Below are 23,735 nucleotides of genomic sequence, written 5' to 3' on the forward strand. Positions count from 1 at the left end.
GGAAATAAAAAACTGGCATGGCAGCTGCAATAACTCTCGCAACGGAACCCACAACAGAGCGAGACGCCGCGATGGCCAACTCCCAGATCTTTAACACCCAGCAGGCGAAACTGCCTGCATGCGACACCTTGAACGCCACACGGGTACCGGCTTATGCCTACAGCGCCAAGCACAAGCTGGCCCAGTTGGCAGTCACCGGTTGCCTGAACCAGACCTTCCACGCCTCGGCAGAAAGCCAGCTGGAGAGCGTGTTGCAGTTGGCCAGCGAGCTGGACAGCCGCTATGTCGCCAAGGTTGCGTGCTATGCCCGCCGCCAAGGCCACATGAAAGACATGCCCGCGCTGCTGTTGGCCGCATTGGTGGCGCAGCGTTCGGTGATGGTGCCGCAGGTGTTCGAGCAGGTGGTGGACAGCGGCAAGATGTTGCGCAACTTCGTGCAAATCCTGCGCAGCGGTGTGACGGGGCGCAAGTCCCTGGGCTCGCAGCCCAAGCGCCTGGTGCAGAACTGGTTGAACACGGCGACGGAGCGTCAGCTTCTGCAGGCGTCAGTCGGTAATCAGCCGTCGTTGGCGGATGTGGTGAAAATGGTTCACCCCAAGCCCACTGAACCATGGCGTGAAGCGTTCTTCGCCTGGTTGATCGGGCGGCCGGTGGACGTACAAGCCTTGCCGGAGTTGACGCGGGCTTTGCTCGCCTTCCGTAGTGGTTCCACCACTGAAGTGCCGGCAGTACCGTTCCAGTTGCTGGGGAACGAGAAGCTCAGCAAAGAACAATGGGCTGCCCAGGCCGATAACATGGGTTGGCAGGCCCTGCGCATGAACCTTAATACCTTTGCACGCCAAGGCGCGTTCGAGGTGCCAGGGTTCGCATGGCAAGTAGCGGCGCGGTTGGCTGATGCAGAGGCGATCGCCAAGGCGCGGGTTTACCCGTACCAGTTGCTGGCGGCGTATCGAATGGCGGGGGATGACGTACCGGCCTGTGTGCGTGAAGCCCTGCAGGACGCCCTCGAGTTGTCCCTGGCCAACGTGCCGGTGTTGCAAGGTTCGGTGGTGGTTTGCCCTGATGTGTCGGGCTCGATGCACAACCCGGTCACCGGGTATCGCGAGGGCGCCACCAGCGCTGTACGTTGCATAGATGTGGCGGCCTTGATCGGCGCGGCGATCTTGCGCAAGCAGCCAGACGCACGCTTGATGCCGTTTGAAAACCATGTGGTGGATATCCGCCTCAACCCGCGTGACAGTGTGATGAGCAATGCGCAGAAGCTGGCAGCCATCGGCGGAGGCGGGACTAACTGCTCGGCGCCGCTGGCGAAAATAGCCAGCGCCAAAATGAAAGTGGACACGGTGATCCTGGTGTCCGACAACGAGTCGTGGATTGACGCAAGGCGCCAACGTGGTACCGAAACCATGCGTCAGTGGGCGTTGATCAAGCAGGTCAACCCGCAAGCGCGGTTGGTGTGTATCGATATGCAGCCCGGTGCAACCACGCAGGCGGCAGACCGCCAGGATATTTTGAATGTGGGAGGCTTCAGTGATGCGGTATTTGATGTGGTCGCGCAGTTCGCCGAAGGGCGCTACGGTGCGCAACATTGGGTGCAGGCGATTGAAGCAGTAGACGTTTGATTTCACCGGCGCTGAATGCCGACGGGACTACATCCAAGACGTCTCGTCAGACCCTTGTCAGCGCCGGTGAAGGCACGAATGCCTGTGGCTGTACATCTATGGTAAGCCGGTATGTTCCGGCGCTCAGTCACACTTTTTGTCGTGCCGCCTTATTACGATTGCCTCGGCGAATGCCGGTGAAACTACAGTACGGAATGGTCGCGGGTTCGAGTCCCGCCAGTCGCAAGACTGTAGCTCAGCGGGAGAGCGTGCCGCATGTTTCCCCCCTCTTTTGTCGCCGTCTGTTTACTTGAAACGCCGCGCCTGCGGCACATACAAAAAGAATCGAGATCATGCAAGAGAAGACCTACCAACTGCTGGAAGTTGCCAACGGCAAGCCCATCAAACTCTGGACCCAAGGGGTACCGGTTGAGCCAGAGGCGCGCCAGCAATTGATGAACACGGCGAAGATGCCGTTCATTTTCAAACACCTTGCGGTGATGCCGGATGTGCATCTGGGCAAGGGCTCGACCATTGGCAGCGTGATCCCCACCGTGGGCGCGATTATCCCAGCCGCGGTTGGCGTGGATATCGGCTGCGGCATGATTGCCGCTCGTACCTCGCTGACTGCCGCCGACCTGCCGGATAACCTCCACGGCCTGCGCTGCGCGATCGAGGCGGCGGTGCCCCATGGTCGCACCAGTGGCCGTAACGGGCGTGACAAGGGTGCCTGGGACACTGTTCCGCAGCAGGCCGACCAGGCTTGGGCGGCGTTGCAGCCACGCTTCAAAACGATCACCGACAAGTACCCGAAACTGAAGAACACTAACAACCGCCAACACTTGGGGACGCTAGGATCGGGTAACCACTTTGTCGAAGTCTGCCTGGATGAAGCCAACCGGGTCTGGTTCATGTTGCACAGCGGCTCCCGTGGCGTCGGCAACGCTATCGGTAACCTGTTTATCCAGTTGGCTCAACAAGACATGCGTCAGCACATCGCCAACCTGCCGGATCGCGACCTGGCTTACTTCGAGGAAGGCAGCCAGCACTTCGATGACTATGTGGAGGCGGTCGGCTGGGCCCAGGATTTTGCCCGTCAGAACCGCGAGATGATGATGCGGGCGGTGGTTGAGGCGACGCGCAAGGTGATCCACAAACCGTTTGAAGTGGCGCTGGAGGCGGTGAACTGCCACCACAACTATGTGCAAAAAGAGCGGCATTTCGGTGAGGACATTCTGGTCACTCGCAAGGGTGCGGTGTCGGCAAAGAAGGGTGAGCTGGGGATTATTCCCGGCTCGATGGGCGCGAAAAGTTTCATCGTGCGGGGGCTGGGTAACGAAGAGTCGTTCTGCTCCTGCAGCCATGGTGCTGGCCGGACCATGAGCCGTACCAAGGCCAAAAACACCTTCACGGTGGCCGACCAGGTTCGGGCAACGGCCCACGTGGAATGCCGCAAGGACGCCTCGGTAATCGATGAGATTCCGATGGCCTACAAGGATATCGACCAAGTCATGCACGCCCAGCGCGAGCTGGTGGAAGTGCTGCACACCTTGCGTCAGGTGGTGTGCGTGAAGGGATAAAGTCTGGAATTTGATGGTTGTACAGGAGCGTTAAACATGAATAGGGAACAAGACGACGGTCACCCCCTCAGTCTCGCCATGCGCGAACGGGTCTTGCTTGAGCTGGAGCGCATAGAGCGTGAGCGAAACGTTACGGTGCTGTATGCCTGTGAATCCGGCAGTCGTGCCTGGGGCTTTGCGTCCACCGACAGTGATTACGACGTGCGTTTCGTCTATGTGGAAAAGCCGGACTGGTTTGTCCAGGTGGATACGCCACGGGACGTGATCGAACGCCCGCTGGACGACGAGCTGGATATCAGCGGCTGGGAGTTGCGCAAGACCCTCGGTCTGCTGCGTAAATCCAACCCGACGCTGCTGGAGTGGCTCGATTCGCCGCTGGTGTATCGCAGCGAGACGCCTGCGACCTCGCGCCTGCAGGCCCTGGCGGAAGCGTTCTACAGCCCGCCTGCGGCCCGCAGTCACTATTTGTCGATGGCCAGGAAGACCTTTCGTGGGTACCTGCAAGGCGACACGGTGCGCTTCAAAAAGTACTTCTATGTGCTGCGGCCGTTGCTGGCGGTGCGCTGGATCGACCTTGGGCTCGGACGGCCACCGATGACATTTGCCGACCTGTTGTCGACGGTCACGGACCCACTCTTGCTGGATGAAGTGGCGACGTTGCTGGCCCTGAAACGTAATGCCGGGGAAGCGGCGTATGGACCCAGGCGCCCGGCATTGCACCGGTTTATCTCGGCAGAGCTGGAGCGCGAAGTCCCCAAATTGCCACGTACCCAGGAACACACGCACTTGCTGGACCACTACCTGAGGGAAACGGTAAAGCACTACGCATAAGGAATGGTTATGGACCAGGATGTGATCGAGTTGGACGGCGCCATGGGCGGCGGCCAGGTGTTGCGCAGTGGCTTGAGCCTGTCGATGGTGACGGGGCGCACGCTGCGGATTAAAAATATTCGTGCCAGGCGCAGTCGGCCAGGGCTGCTGCGTCAGCACCTGACGGCGGTTCTGGCCGCTGCCCAGGTATGTGGCGCCCGGGTCGAAGGTGCCGAGCTGGGTTCCCAGGCGTTGCTGTTCGAGCCTGGACTGATTCAGGGCGGGGACTATAAATTTTCTATCGGCACGGCCGGCAGTTGCACCCTGGTATTGCAGACAGTGTTGCCGGCATTGCTGCTGGCGCCGCAAGCCAGTCGCGTCAGCATTTGCGGAGGCACCCACAATCCGATGGCGCCTCCGGTGGATTTTCTTGACCGCGCCTGGTTGCCGCAATTGCGGCGGATGGGCGCCAGAGTGGAACTGACACTGGTGCGTCACGGTTTTGTACCGGCGGGCGGTGGCGAGCTTGTGGCGTTTATACATCCGAGCACATTGATGCCGTTGCACCTCACAGAGCGGGGTGAGTTGCGGGGCTCTCGAGCCACCACACTGAGTGCCGGGTTGCCTGTTCATGTGGCCGAGCGTGAGCTGGAGCGTGTTCGTCAGCGGCTGACGATCAAGCAAGAGCAGTTGCACGCGGTGAACCTTGACGCGGAGCACGGGCCAGGCAATGTCCTGTTGTTGGAATATGCTCATGCGCACGTCACCGAAGTGTTCAGCGCATTTGGCCAGGCCAGGTTGCGCGCAGAGGCGGTGGCCGATCAGGCCATCGAGCAGGCGCTCGAGTGGCTTGCCAGCGAAGCGGTCGCCGCCGAGCATCTGGCCGACCAGCTATTGCTGCCGATGGCGCTCGCGGGCGGCGGCAGTTTCACCACGCCGCGGATGACCGAGCACCTGCAGAGCAACATGGCGGTGATCCAGCGGTTTTTGCCGGTGGTACTTGAGAGCCACGAACAAGGCCCTCAATTGCTGAGGATTGAATGCCGAGCGTTGTAGCCCGGCAGGCGGGACCACCCTCTAAGCGCTGAGCCGCGACCGTCCTTCTTCTGTCTGCTAATCTGCGTTCGTTGAAATATCGACCGCCACCCGTGGACCTCTCAATGACAACCCCAACCGATCCAAACCTTGAACCCCAATCCGTCTGCAGCCCGATCACCAGCAGCGCCATTTTCATGGTCGCCACCTTGGCTCCTGGCAGCGACTCGGCGGAGGCGGTACGCAGTTGGTGCGCTGATATTGCCGGCCTGGTGCGTTCAGTCGGTAAGCGTGTGCCGGCGGGCAACCTGTCCTGTGTTGCAGGTTTTGGCTCCAAGGCCTGGGACGCGCTGTTCGGCAGCCCGCGCCCGGCAGCGCTGCATCCGTTCATGGAAGTGGGCGTGGCAGGCCGTCTGGCACCCGCTACGCCGGGGGATATCCTGCTGCACATCCGTGCCGATCAGATGGACCTGTGTTTTGAGCTGGCTACGCAGTTGATGGCGGCGTTGGGCGATGCGGTGACGGTGGTGGACGAGGTCCAGGGTTTCCGTTACTTCGACATGCGCAGCATCATCGGTTTTGTCGACGGTACCGAGAACCCGGTCGGGCGCAAGGCGGTGGGCTTTACCATTGTCGGTGATGAGGACCCGGACTTCAGCGGCGGCAGCTATGTGTTGGTGCAGAAGTACCTGCACAACATGACGGCCTGGAACGCATTGTCAGTCGAGGCTCAAGAGCGGGTGATCGGGCGCACGAAACTGTCGGACATCGAACTCGACGACGCGGCCAAGCCGACCAACTCCCACAGTGCGCTGACCACCATCACCAAGGACGGCGAGGAAGTGAAGATCCTGCGGGACAATATGCCCTTTGGCCGTCCAGGCGCCGGGGAGTTCGGTACGTACTTCATCGGCTACGCGCGCTCGCCGGAGCCGTTGGAGTTGATGCTGGAGAACATGTTTGTCGGTCGACCGGCCGGCAACTATGACCGCCTGCTGGACTTCAGCACGGCGGTCACCGGCGGCCTGTTCTTCATACCGTCTGCGGATTTGCTCGAGGAACTGGCCGACCGCGTGCCTTAAGCCAACAACCCGGTGCTCACAGCCACAATCAGGAACACCCCCAGCACCGCACGGTAGATCACGAACGGCCAGGTGGAGAACCGCTCCAGGAACTTCATCAGGCCCCAGATCGCGAAGAACGCCGAGACACTGGCGACCACCAGGCCAAAGATCAGGTGCGGCCAGGCATGGGCCGGAAGGTCGGCGTGGAACAACACCCACAGCTCCTTCAATCCCGCCAGGGCGATCGCCGGCAAGCCCAGCAGGAACGAAAACCGCGCCGCTTCTTCACGCTTGAAGTTGAGGAACAGTGCGGCGGTCAGGGTTGAACCCGAGCGGGAAACCCCGGGAATCAGCGCGCCGATCTGCGCAATGCCGACAATCAGCGCATCCCGCAGGCGCATTTCGCCCACCGTGCGCTTGTGCCTTGCGCTGAGTTCAGCCGCGGCCAGCAGCACCGCCATCACCAGGCAGGAAATCCCGATCACCATCAGCCCGCGCAACGGCGAGTTGCACGAGTTGAGCGTCGACGATAAGGCAATCCCGGCTATACCAATCGGAATCGTCGCCAGCACAATCGCCACCGCCAGCTTGAACCACTGGTTGTTGTAGTCGCCCTGGCGCACCGCGCTGATGCTGCCCACCGTGACCTGGCGCACATCCTTCCAGAAGTAACTGACCACCGCCGCCAGTGCGGCCAGCTGCATGGCCGCGGAAAACGCCGAGCCGGGATCTGGCCAGCCGAGCAGGGCGGGCACGATGCGCATGTGGGCGGTGGAAGACACGGGCAGCAATTCGGTGATGCCCTGAATGATGCCCAGGATGCCGATTTGCAGGTAATCCAGGGATGCAAAGCCGACATCGAGGCCGCTGGTGCAGACGTTTGTCAAAGTACTTATCCTGAAAGCGAGGGGAGGGAAGTGCTGCGGAGTTTAGTCTAACTTTGTAATGATTTTGTCGTTGACAAGAGAAAAGCGCGATCGGTTCAGCCAACAGAAAGCTTCGCCGGTGTATTGGCATTGCCTGTGGCTTTGTTGACAATGGCGCCCTGTTTTTTTGCCGAGATGCCCATGCCTGCAATCCCCGATACCACCGTCGAATTGATCGAGGCCGGCCCGGAACACGCCGCGCTGATCGCCAACCTTTACCAGTTCTACGCCTACGAGTCCTCGGACTGGGAACAGGAAGACGTCGAGGTGGACGGCCGCTTCTACATCCATGAGGAGCACCTGGCCCGCTATTGGGAAGACCCGCAGTGGAGTGCCAACCTACTGCTGGTGGACGGCTATATCGCCGGCTTTCTGCTGATTGAAGGCAGCGAATTGCCGGGGATTGATGCGCTGGAACTGGCGGACCTGTTCATCTTGAAACGCTACCGCCGCAAGGGCATCGGCCGCGCCATCGCTACTCAGGTATTGAGCAGTGGCGAGGCGAACTGGCTGGTGCGTTTCTATGATCAGGACGAAGTGAGCCAGGCGTTCTGGCGCACGGTATTGGATAACCTGCCCCGTCCGGTGCAGGCCATTGAGCTGGATGATGAGCCGAACCTGCTGAGCTTCCTCGTGACCCGGGCGGCGCTGCACTGAGGCCTCAGCTAAACGCTGCACCAGCCCCTGCACTGAACAGCGCCGCCTGCATCGCCTGAGGCGGCTGCCCGAATGCGCGCAGGAACGCCTGGCGCATGCGCTCGCGATCACCGAACCCGGTCTCGCGGGCGACCACTTCCACCGGATGGCGACTGGTTTCCATCATCGCCCGCGCAGCTTCTACTCGCAGGGATTCGATGGCCTTGGCCGGGGTTTGCCCGGTCTCCTCGCGAAACACCCGACTGAACTGGCGCGGGCTGAGGCGCGCCACGGCCGCCAGCGCTTCGACTGAAAGGTCGTGAGTCAGATTCTCCCGAGCGTAGGCCAGGGCCAGCTGCACGCGGTCGGATTTGGGGTCCAGTTCCAGCAGCGCCGACAATTGCGACTGTTCGCTGCCACGCCGCTGGGCAATCACCAGCTTGCGCGCGATGCGACGGGCAAGGTCGCTGCCCAGGTCGTTCTCCACCATCGCCAGCGCCAGGTCCACCCCGGCGCTCATGCCGGCGCCGGTCCAGATCTGGCCGTCGACGACGAACAGTTTGTCTTCTTCCAGGCGAATCTGCGGGTAACGCTTGGCGAACGCCGGCGCATGCAGCCAGTGGGTGGTGGCGCGCTTGCCCTCGAGCAACCCGGCTTCGGCCAGCACGAAGATGCCCATGCACAGCGACGCAATCCGTCGGGACTGCTTGGAGGCCGCCTGGACCAGCCTCAGCAGGTTGGCATCAGGCAGTTGGAACTCCAGGTAGCCGCTGACGATCAATGTGTCATAGCCCTCGGGCCGGATCGGTGTGCTGTTCACCGAGAACCCTTGGGACGTCATGATCGGGCCGCCACTCTCCGACACCAGGTGAAACTCATAGGCCTGCTCGCCCCGCAGCAGATTCGCGCACTCGAACACCGAGCCCAGGCTAAGGCTGAGGGATTGAAAGTTCGGGTAAACCATCAGCGCAATGCTGTGCATCTCATCTCTCCAAGGGGCGCGGAGCGGTGATTGTCGGCGTGTAACCGGTAAACGGCAACCGGCTTGGCACAATGTCCGGAATCCTTGCGGACATGACATTGTGCGGTGTTGGCCCGGCTCCTAAGCTTCACTCCATTCCACCCCACATCACCCCGAGGCACTGGCACATGAAAGTATTGATGGTTTTGACTTCTCACGACCAGCTTGGCAACACCGGCCGCAAGACCGGGTTCTGGCTCGAAGAATTTGCTGCTCCCTACTACGCGTTCAAGGACGCCGGGGCCGACGTGGCCCTGGCCTCGCCAGCCGGTGGTCAGCCGCCGTTGGATCCGGTCAGCGACCTGCCGGATTCGCAAACCGACCAGACCCGTCGCTTCGCCACCGACCCGGCGGCACAGCAGGCCCTGGCCACCACGCTGAAGCTGGACTCGGTCAACGTCGACGACTTCGATACCGTCTTCTACCCAGGCGGCCACGGCCCGCTGTGGGACCTGGCAGAGTCGAAAACCTCCATCGCCCTGATCGAAGCCTTCGAGCGTGCCGGCAAGCCGATTGGCTTTGTGTGCCATGCCCCGGGCGCCTTGCGTCACGTCAAGGCCGTCAACGGCGAACCGCTGGTCAAGGGTCGACGCGTCACCGGCTTCTCCAACTCCGAAGAAGCCGCGGTTGGCCTGACCGACGTAGTGCCGTTCCTGATCGAGGACGATTTCAAGGCACTGGGCGGCAAGTATGAAAAGGGTGCCGATTGGCAGTCCTTTGTGATTGAAGATGGCCTGCTGGTCACCGGGCAGAATCCTGCCAGTTCCAGCGACGTCGCCAAAGCGCTGTTGAAGCTGACCGCGTAACCCGCTAAATCCCCCCAAAGTAAGTGGTTGGCGGCTCCCCTGAGCGGGAGCCGGCCACTTCTGCACGCCCGAAATTCGCTTCTGGAACCCCCATCATGAGTAACAGCGCTTTAGGTACCCCGATCAAATTGGGGCACCACACCCTGAAAAACCGCATCGTCCTGCCGCCACTGACCCGCCAGCGAAGTGCACAGCCCGGTGATATCGCCACGGACTTGATGGCGCTCTATTACCGCCAGCGCGCCACCGCCGGCTTTATGGTCAGCGAAGGCACGCAGATCGAGCCTCGCGGCCAGGGTTATGCCTGGACTCCGGGCATCTACACGCCGGAGCAAATCGACGGCTGGCGCACCGTGACCGATGCCGTGCATGCCGAAGGCGGTGTGATCTTCGCCCAGCTTTGGCACGTGGGCCGCGTGTCCCATCACGACCTGCAACCTGACGGCGCAGCCCCCATCGCGCCGTCGGCGATCCAGCCGCAGCAAGCCAAGGCATTCGTTGCAACCGGGCCCGGTACCGGTGAGTTGGTGCAGCCACCAGTGCCCCGCGCCTTGACTACCGCAGAGGTCAAGGAGCTGGTGGGGCTGTATGCCCAGGCTGCAAAAAACGCGTTGGCCGCCGGGTTCGATGGCGTGGAGATTCATTCGGCCAACGGCTATCTGGTCAACCAGTTCATCTCGGCGCATTCCAACCAGCGCGACGATGAATACGGTGGCTCGTTGCACAATCGCCTGCGTTTTTTGCGGGAAATCGTCGAGGCGGTGGCCGAAGTGGTCGGCCCGGAACGCCTGGGTGTGCGCTTTGCGCCGTTGTTCAGCGGCACTGACCAGGACCGGGTTTACATCGGCCTGGTCGAGGAAGACCCGCATCACACCTACATTGAGGCGATCAAGGTGCTTGAGGCGGCCGGCATCGCCTACGTGTCCATCGCCGAGGCTGACTGGGACAACGCGCCGGAATTGCCCGAGTCGTTCCGCCGGGCTGTGCGCGACACCTTCACCGGTCGCATCATCTACGCCGGCCGCTACACCGCAGAGCGCGGCGTGCGACTGGTAGAGGCGGGGCAGGCAGACCTGATTGCATTTGGCCGGCCATACATTGCCAACCCCGACTTGCCCCAGCGCCTGCTCAACGGTTGGCCGCTGAACCCGTTGAACGCTGCCGGCCTGTATGGCGGCACGGAAGTGGGCTTTACCGATTACCCGGTGTACGCCGGGTAAACGCGGCTACTCGGTCGGGTACTTGTGAAACGCCGAATGTTGTTCCGCACGTGCCGCATGGCGCTGCAAGTGCGGGAACGCATCGGCCTTCACGACGTCGGCTATCTTGAGCTGGGTGAAGGACCAGGCGACCGCAACCGTCAGGCTCGCCTGGTTCAGCGGCGTGTCGCTGTTGCGATCGGCCACCAGCGTCTCCAATAACGAATAAGCGGCCAGCAGTTGCTCGGTCACACGGTCGATCCATGGCTGGTGAAGTTTTTCGGCAGGCCGCAGGTGATGTTCGTAGACGATCTGCACGGTCTTTTCGCACGCGGCCAGCGCCAGGCCGATCACTTGCAGATCCCGGGCAAGTGCCACTGCTTGCTGGGGCAACAGCTTTTTGTCAGCCGGCGCCAGGGCTTCCAGGTATTCGAGGATCAGGCCGGAATCCATCAGCACCGTACCGTCGTCGAGCACCAGTGTCGGGGCCTTGACCACCGGGTTGATCCTGGAGAACTCGTCGAAGGTGCTGAACACCGACAGTGACTGGTGTTCAAACGCGACACCATAAAGCTCCAGGGAAATTGCCACGCGGCGCACGTAGGGCGAGTCCAGCATGCCGACCAGTTTCATGTAGCCTCCATTTACCGCAGTGTTAAATTCAGATTACTTTATCGGGGCATCCATTCCTGCAATATCGATCTTTTTTATCACGAAAGGTTAGCCGCGCTTACATGAACGCTTTCCCACCCCTGGCCGCACTGCGTAGTTTCGAAGCCACCTCCAGGCTCGGCAGCGTGACCCTGGCCGCCAAGGAATTGCACGTCACCCACTCGGCAATCAGCCAGCAGATCAAGGCGCTGGAGGAGATGGTCGGCCTTACCCTGTTTGTGCGTGAAGGTCGCGGGCTGCGTGTCAGCGAGGATGGCCGCTTGTACGCGCTGCAAATCCGCCAGGCGTTGGCGGACATCGAGCACGCTACCCGGACAATCCAGGCCCAGCCGAAAATGGGCGAACTGGTGGTGGCCGTCATCCCCTCGTTTGCCCGCGCCTGGTTGATCCCCAGGCTGCCGGCGTTTCAGCAGCGTTACCCGGACATCAACATCCGCCTGCAAGCCAGCCTGACGGTTTCCAACCTGCATCAGGAGTCGGTGGATATCGGCATTCGCATGGGCAAAGGCGATTGGGAGGGGGTGGAACAGGCGTTACTGTTTCATGACGAAGTGGTGGTAGTCGCGGCGCCGCACTTCAATGGCGGGCAACTGCCGCGCACGCCCGCGCAGATCATCGCGAGCCGGATTATTCACAGCACCGAATCCTGGTTGCCCTGGTGCCAGGCGGCGGGTGTGGAAATGGCTGTGGAGCGCCAAGGCCTGTGCAGCAACGATTCGAACTTGGTGCTGGAGGCGGTGCGGCTAGGGCAGGGCATCGCGCTGGATCGGCGCAGCCTGGTGCAGGACGCCATTGGGCGAGGTGAGTTGGTGCAGTTGAGTGAGATCACCGCACCGTACCGTTATCCGTATTGGCTGGTGTGGCCGCCCCGGGAGCGTGCGGCGAACAAGCAGCGAGAGTTTTCCGAGTGGTTGTTCGCCGAGGCGCAAGCGTATCAGGCCCTGTTGAAACCCCAGGCCTGACCCGCAGCGTTTTTTTCAGTCCACCCGCAACACAATCTTGCCGATATGGTCACCACCTTCCATCCGCGCATGGGCCTTCGCGGCGTCGGTATAGGCATACACCTCATCGATCATCGGCAGGCAACGCCCGGCCGACAGCACCGGCCACACGTGTTCGCGCAGCTGTGCGGCAATCGCGGCTTTTTCTTCCCGGGTGCGCGAGCGCAGCAACGAGCCGGTCACGATCGCGCGTTTGCCGAGGATCGCCAGCAGGTCGATGTCCTTGGCGCGTGCGCCGCCCAGGAAGCCCAGCATCACCAGCCGACCCTCCATGGCCAGGGCGCTGATGTTGTTGTTCAGGTAGGAGCCACCCATGATGTCGAGGATCACGTTGACGCCCTCGCCAGCGGTTTTGTCAGCGATGACCTGGGCGAAATCCTGTTCCCGGTAGTTGATCGGTTCGGCCCCCAGTTCGCGGATGGTGGCGCATTTTTCTGCACTGCCGGCGGTGGCGAAGGCTTCGATACCAAACTCGCGGCACAGCATCAGCGCGGTGGTGCCGATGCCGCTGGTGCCGCCGTGGATCAGTACGCGCTGGTCTTTATGCGCGCCGCCGATGCCGAACAGGTTGGCCCACACAGTGAAGAAGGTCTCCGGAATCGCTGCCGCCTGAATCCAGTCCAGACCATCGGGAACCGGCAAGGTCTGGCTGGCGGGTACCGCGCAGTACTGTGCATACCCGCCGCCATTGGTCAGGGCGCAGACCTTGTCGCCCAATGCGTACTCGTTGACGCCTTCGCCCAGCGCGACCACCACACCGGCCACTTCCAGCCCGGGGAACGGGCTCATGCCGGGTTTCATCGGGTAGGTGCCGGCGCGTTGCAGGGCGTCCGGGCGATTGACACCGGCGGCGTGCACGCGGATCAGTACTTCGCCGGGGCCGGCAACAGGCATGGGCTCCTGGCGCGGTTGCAGAACCTCGGGGCCGCCGGGGCTAGTGATTTCGATCAGGGTCATTTCGTGGGGCAGATTCATTTGAGCGCACCTGTAGCAATGAACGTATGGGTTGGGACCGCGCCCGGTACCGGGCGGTTCAGCAGGCTGGCGATCCGGAGGATTTTCTCTGGCGCCCAGCATATCCGGGATAAGTGATGCAATAATGCTGCGATTACACGTCACAGTGATGCATAAATGCATTAGAAGGGGGGGAATCATGAACTGGGACGATGCCCGGGTATTTCTCGCGGTGTGCCGCGAGTCCACATTACGCGGTGCCGCGCGGGTGCTGGGGGTGGATCAAGCCACTGTGGGGCGGCGGGTCAATGCCCTGGAAAAGTCGTTGAACGCGACGTTGTTTTTGCGCACCTCCGAAGGCTATGCGCTGACAGCCGTGGGTGAGGCCGCCTTGCAATCAGTGGAGAAAATGGAGCGTTCGGCCATTGACCTGGAACGTCAGGTCCAGGGCCTGGACGACCGTCTGACCGGCACCGTGCGGGTGACCACCACCGACTCCCTGGCCATCGACTTCTTGATCCCGGCCATCGCCCGGCTGCACGACGCGCACCCTGACGTGCGGGTGCAGATGGACGCTTCGACCCAGATCCTGAGCCTGGCCAAGCGTGAAGCCGACATCGCCGTGCGCAACACCCGCCCGGACAACCCCGACCTGATCGCCCGGCGCATCGCCCGCTGGCCGGTGGGGCTATTTGCCTCGCAGGCGTATATCGCCCGCCACGGCGCACCGCAGCCTGGCAGCCTGTTCGAAGGACACGACCTGGTGGTGTACCAGCCACACCTGCAAAGCCAAAAAGACCTGACCCTGGTCTCCGAGCCGTTGGGGCGCGGGCGCATCGTTGCGGCCATGAGTTCCAGCCTGCTGGTGCGCCGGTCCATCGCCGCGGGCTTGGGCATCGGTGAGATTCCGCTGATTTCCGGCGAACGGGACGGGCTGGTGCGGCTGTGGCCGGAGCGTACGCGACCGCTGCCCTACGACGTGTGGCTGGTGACCCACGCCGACTTGCGGCACACCGCGCGGGTGCGGGTGGTGATCGATGAGATCGTCGCCGGGTTTGCCGACACGGGTGAGTAAGGTCCCAGGTCAGCACAACGCTGCAATTTCTGAGGCGTCCGTGGCCGCACAATCGGCTCCGGTTCCGGCGTAAAAACGTCGGTAAAACGTCACGGGAACAGGTCGCTTATGAACGCATTACTACGGGATGACGGGGCACGGGATTTAGGGCTGCTGTTTTTGCGGGTCAGCGGGGGATTGTTCCTGCTGTGGGTCCATGGCCTGCCCAAGCTGCTGGACTATGGTGAACAGTTGAAGGTGATCGAGGATCCCTTCCACATGGGGGCGAGCGTGACACTGTTGCTGGCGATTTTCGCCGAAGTGCTGTGCCCGCTGTTGATCATCGCCGGGGTGCTGGTGCGCCTGGCCTGCCTGCCGATCCTGAGTGTGCTGCTGATCGCCATGCTGGTGGTGCATCCGCAATGGACACTGCTCGAAGGGCAGTTTGGCTGGCTGCTGTTGATCATTTTCACCAGCATCCTGATTGCCGGGCCCGGGCGAATAGCGTTCAACCAGCGGTGGGCCGGCGCGCTGCGTTACGCCTGAATAAAAAAGGCCGGGTGCAAGCCCGGCCAAAAAAGAGGTGTAGCAGCGTGATGCAGTCGGTTCAGCGTTTCAGGAACGCCAGCAGGTCTGCGTTCAAGGCTTCGGCGTGGGTGACCGCGAAGCCGTGTGGCGCATCCTTGTACACTTTCAATTCGGCGCCCTTGATCATCTCGGCGGCCACCTTGCCGGTGGTTTCGAACGGTACGATCTGATCGCCGTCTCCGTGGATGACCAGCGTCGGTACGTCGATCTTGGCCATGTCTGGACGGAAGTCGGTTTCCGAGAACGCAGTGACGCAATCCACGGTGGACTTGAGCGAGGCGAGCAGGGCGATCTGCAAGCTCTGGGTCAGTACACCGTCGGAGACTTTCTGGCCCTTGTTGATGCCGAAGAACGGTGTGTTGAAGTCGGAAATGAACTGCGCGCGGTCCTTCAGCAGGCCGGCCTTGATGCCGTCGAATACATCCTTGGGAACACCTTGCGGGTAGTCGGGTTTCTGGCCGAACAGCGGCGTCACCGCCCCCAGCAACACCAGGCCGGCGACGCGCGCGCTGCCATGGCGCGCGATATAGCGGGCGACGTCGCCACCGCCCATGGAAAAGCCCACCAGCGTCACGTCCTGCAGGTCCAGATGGTTGATCAGTTCGGCGATATCGTCGGCGAAGGTGTCGTAGTCGTTACCGGTCCAGGGTTGGTCCGAGCGGCCAAAACCACGGCGGTCAAACGCGATGGTGCGGTAGCCGCGGCTGCTCAGGTACTCCATCTGGTATTCCCACATGTCGGCGTCCAGCGGCCAGCCATGGCTGAACAGCACGGGTTTACCGCTGCCCCAGTCCTTGAAGTAGATTTCGGTGCCGTCTTTGGTGAGTAAAGTGCTCATGGAAACTCCTTGGGTGAGTACGAAGGCAAAGGCTGACTATTGTCGAACAGGCGCAGGCAGCGCTTGTACGGGTGTGCTTGGTTGGGGTTACCAGCTGAACTTGAGTTCCCCCCCCAGGTAATTGCTGTCATGGCCGCCCGCATCCCGCAGCGTTTGGCCGACCGCGTAGTGCACGGCCTCGACGGCGCCGGTGAGGTTGGGGGTAAAACCATAGTCGGTGCGAACTTGAGCGTAGGCGCCGGTCCAGCGTTCACCTTGGCCTGCGGTGCCGGCAACCGGCAGGTTGGGCTGAGTGTAGACCGCGTCTGCGGTGGTTTGCCGCCAGAGCAGGCCTACGGCGGTCTGAACGCTGAGCTTGGCGATGGGCTTGACGGTGATCGACGGCTTGACGTGAATCAGGTTGCTGTAGCCCGTATAACCCGCCAGGGAAAAGTAGTAGCCATTGGGGAACAGCGGGTTGAACGTCCCCACCGTGCCGTCACCGGCGTGGCGGTCGCCCGAGGCGATATCCATCTGCAGCCCCAGGCGCGGTGTCCAGGCCAGGCTGTCGAAGGTGTAGCCCACGCGGCTGCCGCCACCCCAGGCGCGAATATCCTTGTGGCCCACTGAGCCACCTTGCAGCATGGCTTCAATGTCCCAATCGAACCCCAGGGCTGCGCCCCCCAGCCGGGCGTCGAACAACTGGCGTTTCTCATCGCCTTCGCCGTCCAGGTAGTGGGCATCGCTGCGTTCATACACCCCGTAATAGGCCGACAGCTCATTTTTGCCACCTACCAGCCGCTCGACCCGCAGCATGTGAAACTGCGCATCAGCGTTGGATTTATCGTCGAAGTGTCGCTCGTCCTGGTACTGCACCGGGTGGCTGGCGATCCCGATAAAACGCCAGTTCGAGGTTTCCCAGTCAGCCCATAGCGCATCAAAGGACTGGCGCACATTCGGTCCGTCCCGTGAAGAAATAAAGCGCTGCAAGTCGAAGGCAAAGTCCTGCCGACCGACGCGGCCCTTGAACGTACCGGCACTGAAGGTGTTGATGTATTCGGCAAAGGCCAGGCGCAGGTCGACGCGGTTCTGGTCGGCGCCGCCGATCGTCGTCTTGTCATAGGCCCGCGCATCCTCCAACTGGGTGAACACCCGCCAGTTTTCATCCAGGTGCAGGTCGGCGTGTACCTGGAAACGCTGGATCAGGTACTGGTCACGGGCCACGTTCTTCGCGCCGAAACCGGCGGCGTCGTTCATCTCGAAGCGCTCACGCAAGGTCGCGCCCAGGGACAGGTAAGTGAACGGGTTGGCACTGGACAGCGGGATGTATTTCAGGCTGTCCAGGGGTTGGGTGCGCAGCGTCGGGTCCTTGAGCACGGACCAGTCTTCCTGCCAGCGGTTGGCTTTGATGTCCGGCCGCGTCGGTTGATCATCAGCGTGGGCGCTGCCGGCCAGCAACGGCCACAGCACCGCCAGGCCCCAGCCTGTGCCGCGGATCATTTTGCGCCGCTGAGCTGGTGAATCTCCGCGACGTAACCGCCCGGGAATTCCACCAGCGCGCTGCGCCGGCCCTTAGTGTCAAACGCAGGCACCAGCACCTTGGCGCCGGAACCAGTGGCTTTGCCCAGCGTGTCGGTCAGGTCGGCCACTTGGTAGCCGGTGGTTTCATGGCCGAAGGGGTAGGGCAGTTGGCCGTTGGTGACCAGCACCGCCATGCGTCCGAACGGCGACTCGATGTCAACGCGGCGATAGCTGCCGCTGGCCTGGCCGATATCCACCGCCGGGGCATGCTTGTCATCGGCCAGGACCTTGCCGTGGGAAAACCCGACGAAAGACTTGATGAACGTGTCGGCGCGGTCGTTGGAGACATACACACGGTTCTCCGGAACGGTCTGGAACGCCGCGTAATCCGGGGCCTTGGTGTGCCAGTAGAGCTGCATATTCACGCCGCCTGGCCACTGGATTACCGCATCACGGCCGATGGGGTCGGGAAAATCACTGACAATCACCGCCGCGCCGTTTTCCCGGGCAGCCTTGAGTGCAACGTCCATGTCCTTGACCAGGTAGCCGTTGCGCTCCTGGCCGAACGGGTGCGGGACAGGTGTGGTGAAGCCGAACAGCGACACCGTGCCCGCCGGTGTCTGCAGGAGTTGCGAGGTGGTGCTGCTGGGCACCGGCAGTACATTCACCACCACCTGGGGCGTGCTTTTTCCGCCGAATGTGGCGAGGAAACTCTGGGCAAAGCGGTCCACGTCAGCCGGGGCGACATAGACGTGACTGGTGTCGTATTGCGGCGCCACGGCCACATTCGGTGTTGCCGCCAACGCGCTGCCCATCATCTGCGCGCCCAACAGCGTCAAGGCCAGGGATATCGTCGTCACTTTCTTGCACATGCCCATTCTCCAGCACTTTTCAGCGTGATCGAAAAGTCGCCAGCTTAGGGGCCGGGCGGCCGTGCGGATTGTATGGGCGTGCTCGGTTGAACGGTTCAGCGTCTATGCTGGTCAACTGACTTCAACCGTCTGAACAAACAGGTGAACGAAATGGCCAAGACTTACAGCTACGCCGCTCGTGACTCCAAGGACTCACTCAAACCCTTCACATTCGAACGTCGCGCCCCCGGGGCCGACGACGTGCAAATCGACATCCTCTACTGCGGCGTCTGCCACTCGGACCTGCACACCGTGCGCGACGAATGGCACAACACCTTGTACCCATCGGTGCCGGGCCATGAAATCGTTGGCCGAGTGACCGCCGTGGGCGCCAATGTCAGCAAGTTCAAGGTGGGCGATTTGGCCGGCGTCGGCTGCATGGTCGACAGTTGCCAACACTGCGAATCCTGCGCCGAGGGCGAAGAGCAGTACTGTGAAAACGGCTTCACCGGCACTTACAACGGCCCGGTGTTTGGCGGCGAAAACACCTTCGGCGGCTACTCGGACAATATCGTGGTCAAGGAGAAGTTCGTCCTGCGCATCTCCCACGACGAGAGCAACCTGGCGGCGGTCGCGCCGCTGCTGTGTGCAGGCATTACCACCTACTCACCGCTGCACCACTGGAAGGTCGGGCCGGGCAAGCGCGTCGGCGTCGTCGGCCTGGGTGGCCTGGGGCATATGGCGGTGAAAATCGCCCACGCCATGGGCGCCTACGTGGTGCTGTTCACCACCTCGCCGAACAAGCGCGAAGACGGCCTGCGCCTGGGAGCCGACGAAGTAGTGGTGTCGAAGAACCCGGATGAAATGGCCAAGGTTGCCAACTCCCTGGACTTCATCCTCAACACCGTGGCCGCGTCCCACAACCTCGATGCCTTCCTCAACCTGCTCAAGCGCGACGGCACCATGACCCTGGTAGGCGCGCCGGACAGCCCACACCCGTCACCGACTGTGTTCAACCTGATCTTCAAGCGCCGCAGCCTGGCCGGATCGTTGATCGGCGGCATCCAGGAAACCCAGGACATGCTGGATTTCTGCGCCAGGCACGGGATCGTCTCGGACGTTGAGATGATCGACATCCAGAGCATCAATGAAGCCTACGAGCGCATGCTCAAGGGCGATGTGAAGTATCGGTTTGTGATCGACATCGAGAGTTTGAAGAAAGAAAAACACGCGGCCTGAAATACGCTCCATAAGTTCCAGTAGATCCAGTGTGGGAGCTGGCTTGCCTGCGATGGCGGTGTACCCGTCAACATCGTTGCTGACTGACACTCCGCTATCGCAGGCAAGCCAGCTCCCACATTTGTTATGCGTCGGTCAGACCGACAGGTGCTCATACAAAATCGTCGCACCCACCAGCATCAGCACCACGCCGCCGACCATCTCGGCGCGCTTGCCCACCACAGTCCCCAACACCCGGCCGAGCATCATGCCGATGGTCACCATGGTCATGGTCGCCAAGCCGATCGCCGCAGCGGCCACCAGAATATTCACGTCAACAAACGCCAGGCCCACACCGACCGCCAGGGCATCAATGCTGGTGGCAAACGCCGTCACGGCAAGAATCATGAACGAGTGCTGGCTCGGTTTCTCTTCTTCTGGATCATCGGCCTTCAAGCCGTTGTAGATCATGTGCAGACCCAAGGCTACCAGCAGGGTAAAGGCGATCCAGTGGTCCCACTGTTCCACCCAGCGGGTGGCGGCCTGGCCGATAGCCCAGCCGATGATCGGCGTGATGGCTTCAATCACACCAAAGATCAGACCGGCCCGCAGGGCTTCGGTCAAACGGGGTTTGTGCAGGCTGGAACCTTTGCCGATGGCCGCCGCAAAGGCGTCCGTGGACATGGCAAGGGCGAGAAGGATGAGGGAAATGGGGTTCACGGTAAGACTTCCAGTCGGGCTATATGAGTCAACGACACAACCACACGCCCGACTTTAGGCATGGATGTGTCGCTGGTCTCACCAACCAAAATGGTGTTCGCACCACGGCATGTTGCCGAGAATGTTGATACGAACGCTTCGAGAATCCGAAGCAGGCTACTCCCCAACGAGGTGGCGGATCATAGCCGCGCAAACATGAAAATTTTGTTAATAACGCTTCAGCGCCCCTCAAACACCGGCGGTCGCCGTTCGGCAAACGCCGCCAACCCTTCGCCGAAGTCGGCACTCTCGCAGGCCTGGCGTCGCAGTTCGGCGATCTGCTCCATGGCCTGTACCGGCATCGGTTGCAGGTCTTCGAGGATACGCAGTTGCTCCTTCACTGCCTGGATTGCCAACGGTGCCTTGGCGGCGATGCCCCGGGCGATCTCCAGGGCGGTGGCTTCCAGGGCGTCGGTGGCCACCAAGCGGTTGATCACGCCGAAGCGTTCGGCGCGTTCGGCGTCGAGCTTCTGGGCGCAGAAGAACATTTCCTTGAGCACGTGAATCGGCAGGTTGTTGAAGAACCGCAGCAGGCCGCTGGTGGTGTAGGGCAGGCCGATATTGGCCGGGGTCATGGCGAAGCTGGCGCTGTGGTCGGCGACCACCATATCGCAGCTCATGGCCAGGTCTACGGCGCCGCCCCAGGCTGAGCCCGAGATCGCCGCGATCACCACACCGGGGTAGGCGCGGATGCGCCGCAGCACTTGCTCCAGCGGCTTGCCGTAGGCCACCGGGTCGCGGTCGTGCGCCACTTCGCCGATGTCGTGGCCGGCGCTCCACACCGAATGGCCAACCTCAGCGCCGAGGATCACCACGCCGACGCCCTGGGCGGCGAGGGCGACCAGGCTTTCGTCGAGACCGTTGAGCAGTTGCGCGCTGAGGGCATTGCGCTGGCTGGGGTTGCTGAACACCAGGCGGGCGATACGCTTGTCGAGCAGTGTGAGGGAAACGTTGACGGTCATGGTGCGACTCCTGTGGCGTGTTCGGGGTGCGTGGCTTGCAAGATGACATGGGAGTTGAGCAAGGCCTGGATCGAGGCCGGGTCGAAACCGGCTTGCTGGAGGATTTCGACACTGTGCTCCCCAAGCAGCGGCGGGGGTCGTTGCAGCTCGGTCGGCGCGGCGTCGCTGAAGATCGGCGTGACGACCTGGCGCAACGCACCCAGGTTGGGATGGTTCAGGGTGCGGGTCAACTGGCTGTGCAGCACCTGCGGGTCGGCGAACACTTCGTCGAGGGTGTTGATCGGGCCGGCAGGCAATCCGGCGGCAATAAAGCGTTCGGTCCAGTCACGTTTGCCGCGGGTTTTCAGGCGGGTTTCCAGGATCGCTTTCAACTCATCCCGGCGTTCCACCCGGGCTTCGTTGCCGGCGAAGCGCGGGTCGTCCGGCAGCTCGGGCAGGTCCAGCAACACGCACAACCGGCCCCACATCGCCGAGGTGATCGGCGCCAGGTTCAACGGGCCATCCAGGGTCTGGAACACGCCGTAGGGTGCAATCACCGCATGGGCATTACCGGTGCGCCGAGGCACATCGCCCAGGCTCAGGTAACGCTGGCCGTGCACACTCAGCAGGCCCACCAGGCTGGCCAGCAGCGACGTGTTGACGTGCTGGCCGCGCCCGGTGCGCTCGCGTTCCAGCAGTGCCGCCAGCACCGCACTCACCAGCCACATGCCCGAAGTCAGGTCACCGATGGCGGTGCCGGTACGGGTCGGATCGCCCTCGTTGAAACCCGTCAGGCTCATCAGCCCGGAATAGCCTTGGGCAATCTGGTCGAACCCCGGCCAACTGCTCATCGGCCCGTCGCTGCCAAACGCATTGATGCTGCCCAGGATCAATCGTGGATTTCGCGTGCTGAGCACCTCATAACCCAGGCCCATGCTCTCCAGGGTGCCGGGCTTGAAGTTCTCGATAACCACGTCGGCGTCGTCGATCAACTGCTGGATCGTGTCCAGGCCCTTGGGGTTGCGAAAGTCCACGCACAGGCCGCGCTTGTTGCGGTTGCACGAGAGGTAGTAGGTGCTGGTACCTCGGTCGAACGGGCCCCAGGTCCGGCTCATGTCGCCGGCCGGCCCGGGCTCTACCTTGATCACGTCGGCGCCCAAATCCGCCAGCACCATGGTGCAGAACGGTCCCGAGAGGGCGCGACTGAGGTCGATGATCTTGATGCCTTGCAACGCTTGCATGGGCTTCTCCAGTCGGGATTATTGCGGCAATGTCTGATGATGGGTTTCGACGGCAAACGGCAGGATCAGCACGCCCAGTACAAAGGTTGCGGCGGTCCAGGCAATCGGCGCGCCGATGGAGCCATACCAATGAATGGCGGCGGCCAGCAGGAAGTTGACGCCGGCGCCGATGAAACGCCCCACCGACGCGTTGAAGGCAAATGCGGTGGCGCGGATCCGGGTGGGATATTGTTCCGGCAACCACAGGGAAAAGATCGCGAAATTGCCGCCGAAAAAGCCGAGGAAGACCAGCGACACCATGAACAGGTGCAGGCCATCGTCCAGGTAAAACACCCAGCCAAAAGCAAAGATGATCGACGCCGCCATGCCGCTGAAATAAATCCCCAGGGCCATTCGCCGACCGAGTTGTTCGGCCAACCAGGGCGCCACCAGGCAACCGAGAATGGTGCTCAGGGACAGCACCGCCGCGCCAATCGACGCCAGGTGCACGGCGCCCACGTGGTCGATACCGGCGCGGGTCGCCAGGGTGACCACGGCGGTGGCTTCATACACGGAACCGGCCCATAGACCGACAATTGCCACCCCGACCAAGGCCGAGCTGGTCAAGGTGCGACGGTGAAAGGCCGGGGCGAAAATTTCCCACCAGGGCGCAGATGCACCTGCCTTGGGTGTGCTGCGCACGGCTTGCGGCTCCTTGACCTTCAGCGCGGTGTAGATCGCCACGACCGCCGGAAACAGCCCGCACAAGAACATCACGCGCCAGCCGTAAGTGGCGCCGACGGTGTAATTGAGCAGCGCGGCGATGAAAAAGCCCAGGTAGTAACCGGTTTGCAGATACCCGGCGCCCATCTTGCGCCGGTCCTCGGGCCAGCTCTCGGCCACGTAAGTGCCTGCCAGCGCCCACTCACCGCCGACTCCAATCCCGGCGATCAAGCGGAAAATCGCCAGTTGCCAGATGTTGTCGGAGAAGGCCGCCGCACCGGTAAAAATCGAGTACACCAGGATGCTCGCGGCCAGCACCTTGACCCGTCCGAAGCGGTCGGCCAGCGGGCCCCAGATAAACGACAGGCCCCAGCCCACCAGGAACAGGCCGAACATGATCGAGCCATACATGGCGATGTTCGCCGCCGTGGGGGCGAGCCCGGAATTGGGCAGCAACTCGGTCAGGGCGGGAATCAGCACCAGGGCGAAGATCACCGAATCCACACCATCCAGGACCCAGCCCAGGTACACCGCCCAGAAGCCACGAATCTGCTCGCGGGACAGCGGTGTTTTGTGGGGTTTTACCCTCGTTGCCGATGCGGTTAACGCTTTGGACATGACGACCTCCCATTGACCCTGATCGGGCCTATAGAAGCGCGGCGAGGCGCTTCGTTTATTGTGAAATCAATCTATGCCGGTCCTACATAAGCAACAAATATGAAATTCCTTTGGTCCCAT

Annotated in this window: 23 protein-coding genes and 1 riboswitch; of the genes, 12 read left to right on the forward strand and 11 right to left on the reverse strand. The window is 62.0% G+C overall.

What is annotated here, in order from left to right:
- The first annotated feature begins 71 nt into the window (after nucleotides 1–71).
- The 5 genes from BLU46_RS28840 (at nucleotide 72) to BLU46_RS28860 (ending at nucleotide 6,108) form a co-directional block, all read left to right on the forward strand.
- On the forward strand, nucleotides 72–1,622 hold the full coding sequence (locus BLU46_RS28840) for a vWA domain-containing protein (protein ID WP_093208591.1): 1,551 nt from the start codon (nucleotides 72–74) through the stop codon (nucleotides 1,620–1,622).
- A gap of 332 nt (nucleotides 1,623–1,954) precedes the next feature.
- On the forward strand, nucleotides 1,955–3,181 hold the full coding sequence (locus BLU46_RS28845; protein WP_063029080.1) for an RtcB family protein: 1,227 nt from the start codon (nucleotides 1,955–1,957) through the stop codon (nucleotides 3,179–3,181).
- 36 nt (nucleotides 3,182–3,217) lie between these two features.
- Nucleotides 3,218–4,012 carry a nucleotidyltransferase domain-containing protein gene (locus BLU46_RS28850; protein ID WP_063029082.1) on the forward strand — a complete coding sequence of 265 codons (795 nt, stop codon included), beginning with the start codon at nucleotides 3,218–3,220 and terminating at the stop codon, nucleotides 4,010–4,012.
- Between the two features lie 9 nt (nucleotides 4,013–4,021).
- Nucleotides 4,022–5,047 carry an RNA 3'-terminal phosphate cyclase gene (gene rtcA, locus BLU46_RS28855; RefSeq protein WP_093208595.1) on the forward strand — a complete coding sequence of 342 codons (1,026 nt, stop codon included), beginning with the start codon at nucleotides 4,022–4,024 and terminating at the stop codon, nucleotides 5,045–5,047.
- A gap of 104 nt (nucleotides 5,048–5,151) precedes the next feature.
- Nucleotides 5,152–6,108: a Dyp-type peroxidase gene (locus tag BLU46_RS28860; RefSeq protein ID WP_093208598.1), complete on the forward strand. Its 957-nt coding sequence runs from the start codon at nucleotides 5,152–5,154 to the stop codon at nucleotides 6,106–6,108.
- Here BLU46_RS28860 and BLU46_RS28865 read toward each other — a convergent pair.
- Nucleotides 6,105–6,977, reverse strand: a complete 873-nt coding sequence (locus tag BLU46_RS28865; RefSeq protein ID WP_093208602.1) for an undecaprenyl-diphosphate phosphatase — start codon at nucleotides 6,975–6,977, stop codon at nucleotides 6,105–6,107. The genes BLU46_RS28860 and BLU46_RS28865 overlap by 4 nt on opposite strands.
- A 180-nt stretch (nucleotides 6,978–7,157) precedes the next feature.
- Here BLU46_RS28865 and BLU46_RS28870 point away from each other — a divergent pair, with 180 nt between their 5' ends.
- On the forward strand, nucleotides 7,158–7,673 hold the full coding sequence (locus tag BLU46_RS28870) for a GNAT family N-acetyltransferase (protein ID WP_081253123.1): 516 nt from the start codon (nucleotides 7,158–7,160) through the stop codon (nucleotides 7,671–7,673).
- Between the two features lie 4 nt (nucleotides 7,674–7,677).
- Here the strand turns inward: BLU46_RS28870 and BLU46_RS28875 are convergent, their stop codons facing one another.
- Complete coding sequence (locus tag BLU46_RS28875) at nucleotides 7,678–8,634, reverse strand: GlxA family transcriptional regulator (RefSeq protein ID WP_063029087.1); 957 nt, start codon at nucleotides 8,632–8,634, stop codon at nucleotides 7,678–7,680.
- Between the two features lie 167 nt (nucleotides 8,635–8,801).
- On the opposite strand from BLU46_RS28875, the gene BLU46_RS28880 reads away from it, so the two are divergent.
- Together BLU46_RS28880 and BLU46_RS28885 are read left to right on the forward strand one after the other, a co-directional pair.
- The gene (locus BLU46_RS28880) at nucleotides 8,802–9,479 is read left to right on the forward strand and encodes a type 1 glutamine amidotransferase domain-containing protein (RefSeq protein ID WP_093208605.1); all 678 of its coding nucleotides are present in this window, start codon (nucleotides 8,802–8,804) and stop codon (nucleotides 9,477–9,479) included.
- A gap of 95 nt (nucleotides 9,480–9,574) precedes the next feature.
- The gene (locus BLU46_RS28885) at nucleotides 9,575–10,699 is read left to right on the forward strand and encodes an alkene reductase (RefSeq protein ID WP_093208610.1); all 1,125 of its coding nucleotides are present in this window, start codon (nucleotides 9,575–9,577) and stop codon (nucleotides 10,697–10,699) included.
- Between the two features lie 6 nt (nucleotides 10,700–10,705).
- On the opposite strand, the gene BLU46_RS28890 is transcribed toward BLU46_RS28885, so the two are convergent.
- Entirely contained in the window at nucleotides 10,706–11,311 is a 606-nt protein-coding gene (locus BLU46_RS28890; RefSeq protein WP_093208613.1) for a glutathione S-transferase, read from the reverse strand.
- A 101-nt stretch (nucleotides 11,312–11,412) separates the two neighbouring features.
- Here BLU46_RS28890 and BLU46_RS28895 point away from each other — a divergent pair, with 101 nt between their 5' ends.
- Nucleotides 11,413–12,312, forward strand: a complete 900-nt coding sequence (locus tag BLU46_RS28895) for a LysR substrate-binding domain-containing protein (protein ID WP_093208616.1) — start codon at nucleotides 11,413–11,415, stop codon at nucleotides 12,310–12,312.
- Between the two features lie 15 nt (nucleotides 12,313–12,327).
- Here the strand turns inward: BLU46_RS28895 and BLU46_RS28900 are convergent, their stop codons facing one another.
- Complete coding sequence (locus BLU46_RS28900; RefSeq protein WP_093208619.1) at nucleotides 12,328–13,326, reverse strand: NAD(P)H-quinone oxidoreductase; 999 nt, start codon at nucleotides 13,324–13,326, stop codon at nucleotides 12,328–12,330.
- A 178-nt stretch (nucleotides 13,327–13,504) separates the two neighbouring features.
- Here BLU46_RS28900 and BLU46_RS28905 point away from each other — a divergent pair, with 178 nt between their 5' ends.
- Together BLU46_RS28905 and BLU46_RS28910 are read left to right on the forward strand one after the other, a co-directional pair.
- On the forward strand, nucleotides 13,505–14,380 hold the full coding sequence (locus tag BLU46_RS28905; protein ID WP_093208622.1) for a LysR family transcriptional regulator: 876 nt from the start codon (nucleotides 13,505–13,507) through the stop codon (nucleotides 14,378–14,380).
- 108 nt (nucleotides 14,381–14,488) lie between these two features.
- Nucleotides 14,489–14,905 carry a DoxX family protein gene (locus BLU46_RS28910; protein WP_093208629.1) on the forward strand — a complete coding sequence of 139 codons (417 nt, stop codon included), beginning with the start codon at nucleotides 14,489–14,491 and terminating at the stop codon, nucleotides 14,903–14,905.
- 61 nt (nucleotides 14,906–14,966) lie between these two features.
- Here the strand turns inward: BLU46_RS28910 and BLU46_RS28915 are convergent, their stop codons facing one another.
- The 3 genes from BLU46_RS28915 to BLU46_RS28925 all read right to left on the reverse strand — a co-directional run bounded on the left by BLU46_RS28915 (nucleotide 14,967) and on the right by BLU46_RS28925 (nucleotide 18,157).
- Nucleotides 14,967–15,785, reverse strand: a complete 819-nt coding sequence (locus tag BLU46_RS28915; protein ID WP_093208634.1) for an alpha/beta fold hydrolase — start codon at nucleotides 15,783–15,785, stop codon at nucleotides 14,967–14,969.
- An 87-nt stretch (nucleotides 15,786–15,872) separates the two neighbouring features.
- The gene (locus BLU46_RS28920) at nucleotides 15,873–17,264 is read right to left on the reverse strand and encodes an alginate export family protein (protein ID WP_093208638.1); all 1,392 of its coding nucleotides are present in this window, start codon (nucleotides 17,262–17,264) and stop codon (nucleotides 15,873–15,875) included.
- Nucleotides 17,261–18,157 (reverse strand): VOC family protein, encoded by an 897-nt coding sequence (locus BLU46_RS28925; protein ID WP_093208641.1) that lies wholly within the window; start codon nucleotides 18,155–18,157, stop codon nucleotides 17,261–17,263. Before BLU46_RS28925 ends, BLU46_RS28920 begins: the two co-directional genes overlap by 4 nt.
- Before the next feature lie 150 nt (nucleotides 18,158–18,307).
- On the opposite strand from BLU46_RS28925, the gene BLU46_RS28930 reads away from it, so the two are divergent.
- Nucleotides 18,308–19,375, forward strand: a complete 1,068-nt coding sequence (locus BLU46_RS28930) for an NAD(P)-dependent alcohol dehydrogenase (protein ID WP_093208646.1) — start codon at nucleotides 18,308–18,310, stop codon at nucleotides 19,373–19,375.
- Nucleotides 19,376–19,510: 135 nt separating this feature from the next.
- Here the strand turns inward: BLU46_RS28930 and mntP are convergent, their stop codons facing one another.
- The 4 genes from mntP to BLU46_RS28950 all read right to left on the reverse strand — a co-directional run bounded on the left by mntP (nucleotide 19,511) and on the right by BLU46_RS28950 (nucleotide 23,615).
- Nucleotides 19,511–20,074, reverse strand: coding sequence for a manganese efflux pump MntP (gene mntP, locus BLU46_RS28935; RefSeq protein WP_063029108.1), 564 nt, complete (start codon nucleotides 20,072–20,074; stop codon nucleotides 19,511–19,513).
- A gap of 10 nt (nucleotides 20,075–20,084) precedes the next feature.
- Nucleotides 20,085–20,252, reverse strand: a riboswitch (yybP-ykoY riboswitch).
- Between the two features lie 40 nt (nucleotides 20,253–20,292).
- The gene (gene scpB / locus BLU46_RS28940; protein WP_063029110.1) at nucleotides 20,293–21,075 is read right to left on the reverse strand and encodes a methylmalonyl-CoA decarboxylase; all 783 of its coding nucleotides are present in this window, start codon (nucleotides 21,073–21,075) and stop codon (nucleotides 20,293–20,295) included.
- Nucleotides 21,072–22,295, reverse strand: a complete 1,224-nt coding sequence (locus BLU46_RS28945) for a CaiB/BaiF CoA transferase family protein (RefSeq protein ID WP_093208649.1) — start codon at nucleotides 22,293–22,295, stop codon at nucleotides 21,072–21,074. Before BLU46_RS28945 ends, scpB begins: the two co-directional genes overlap by 4 nt.
- Nucleotides 22,296–22,313: 18 nt before the next feature.
- Complete coding sequence (locus BLU46_RS28950; protein ID WP_093208652.1) at nucleotides 22,314–23,615, reverse strand: MFS transporter; 1,302 nt, start codon at nucleotides 23,613–23,615, stop codon at nucleotides 22,314–22,316.
- Nucleotides 23,616–23,735: the final 120 nt, after the last annotated feature.

This window comes from Pseudomonas yamanorum (assembly GCF_900105735.1).
Classification (GTDB): domain Bacteria; phylum Pseudomonadota; class Gammaproteobacteria; order Pseudomonadales; family Pseudomonadaceae; genus Aquipseudomonas; species Aquipseudomonas yamanorum.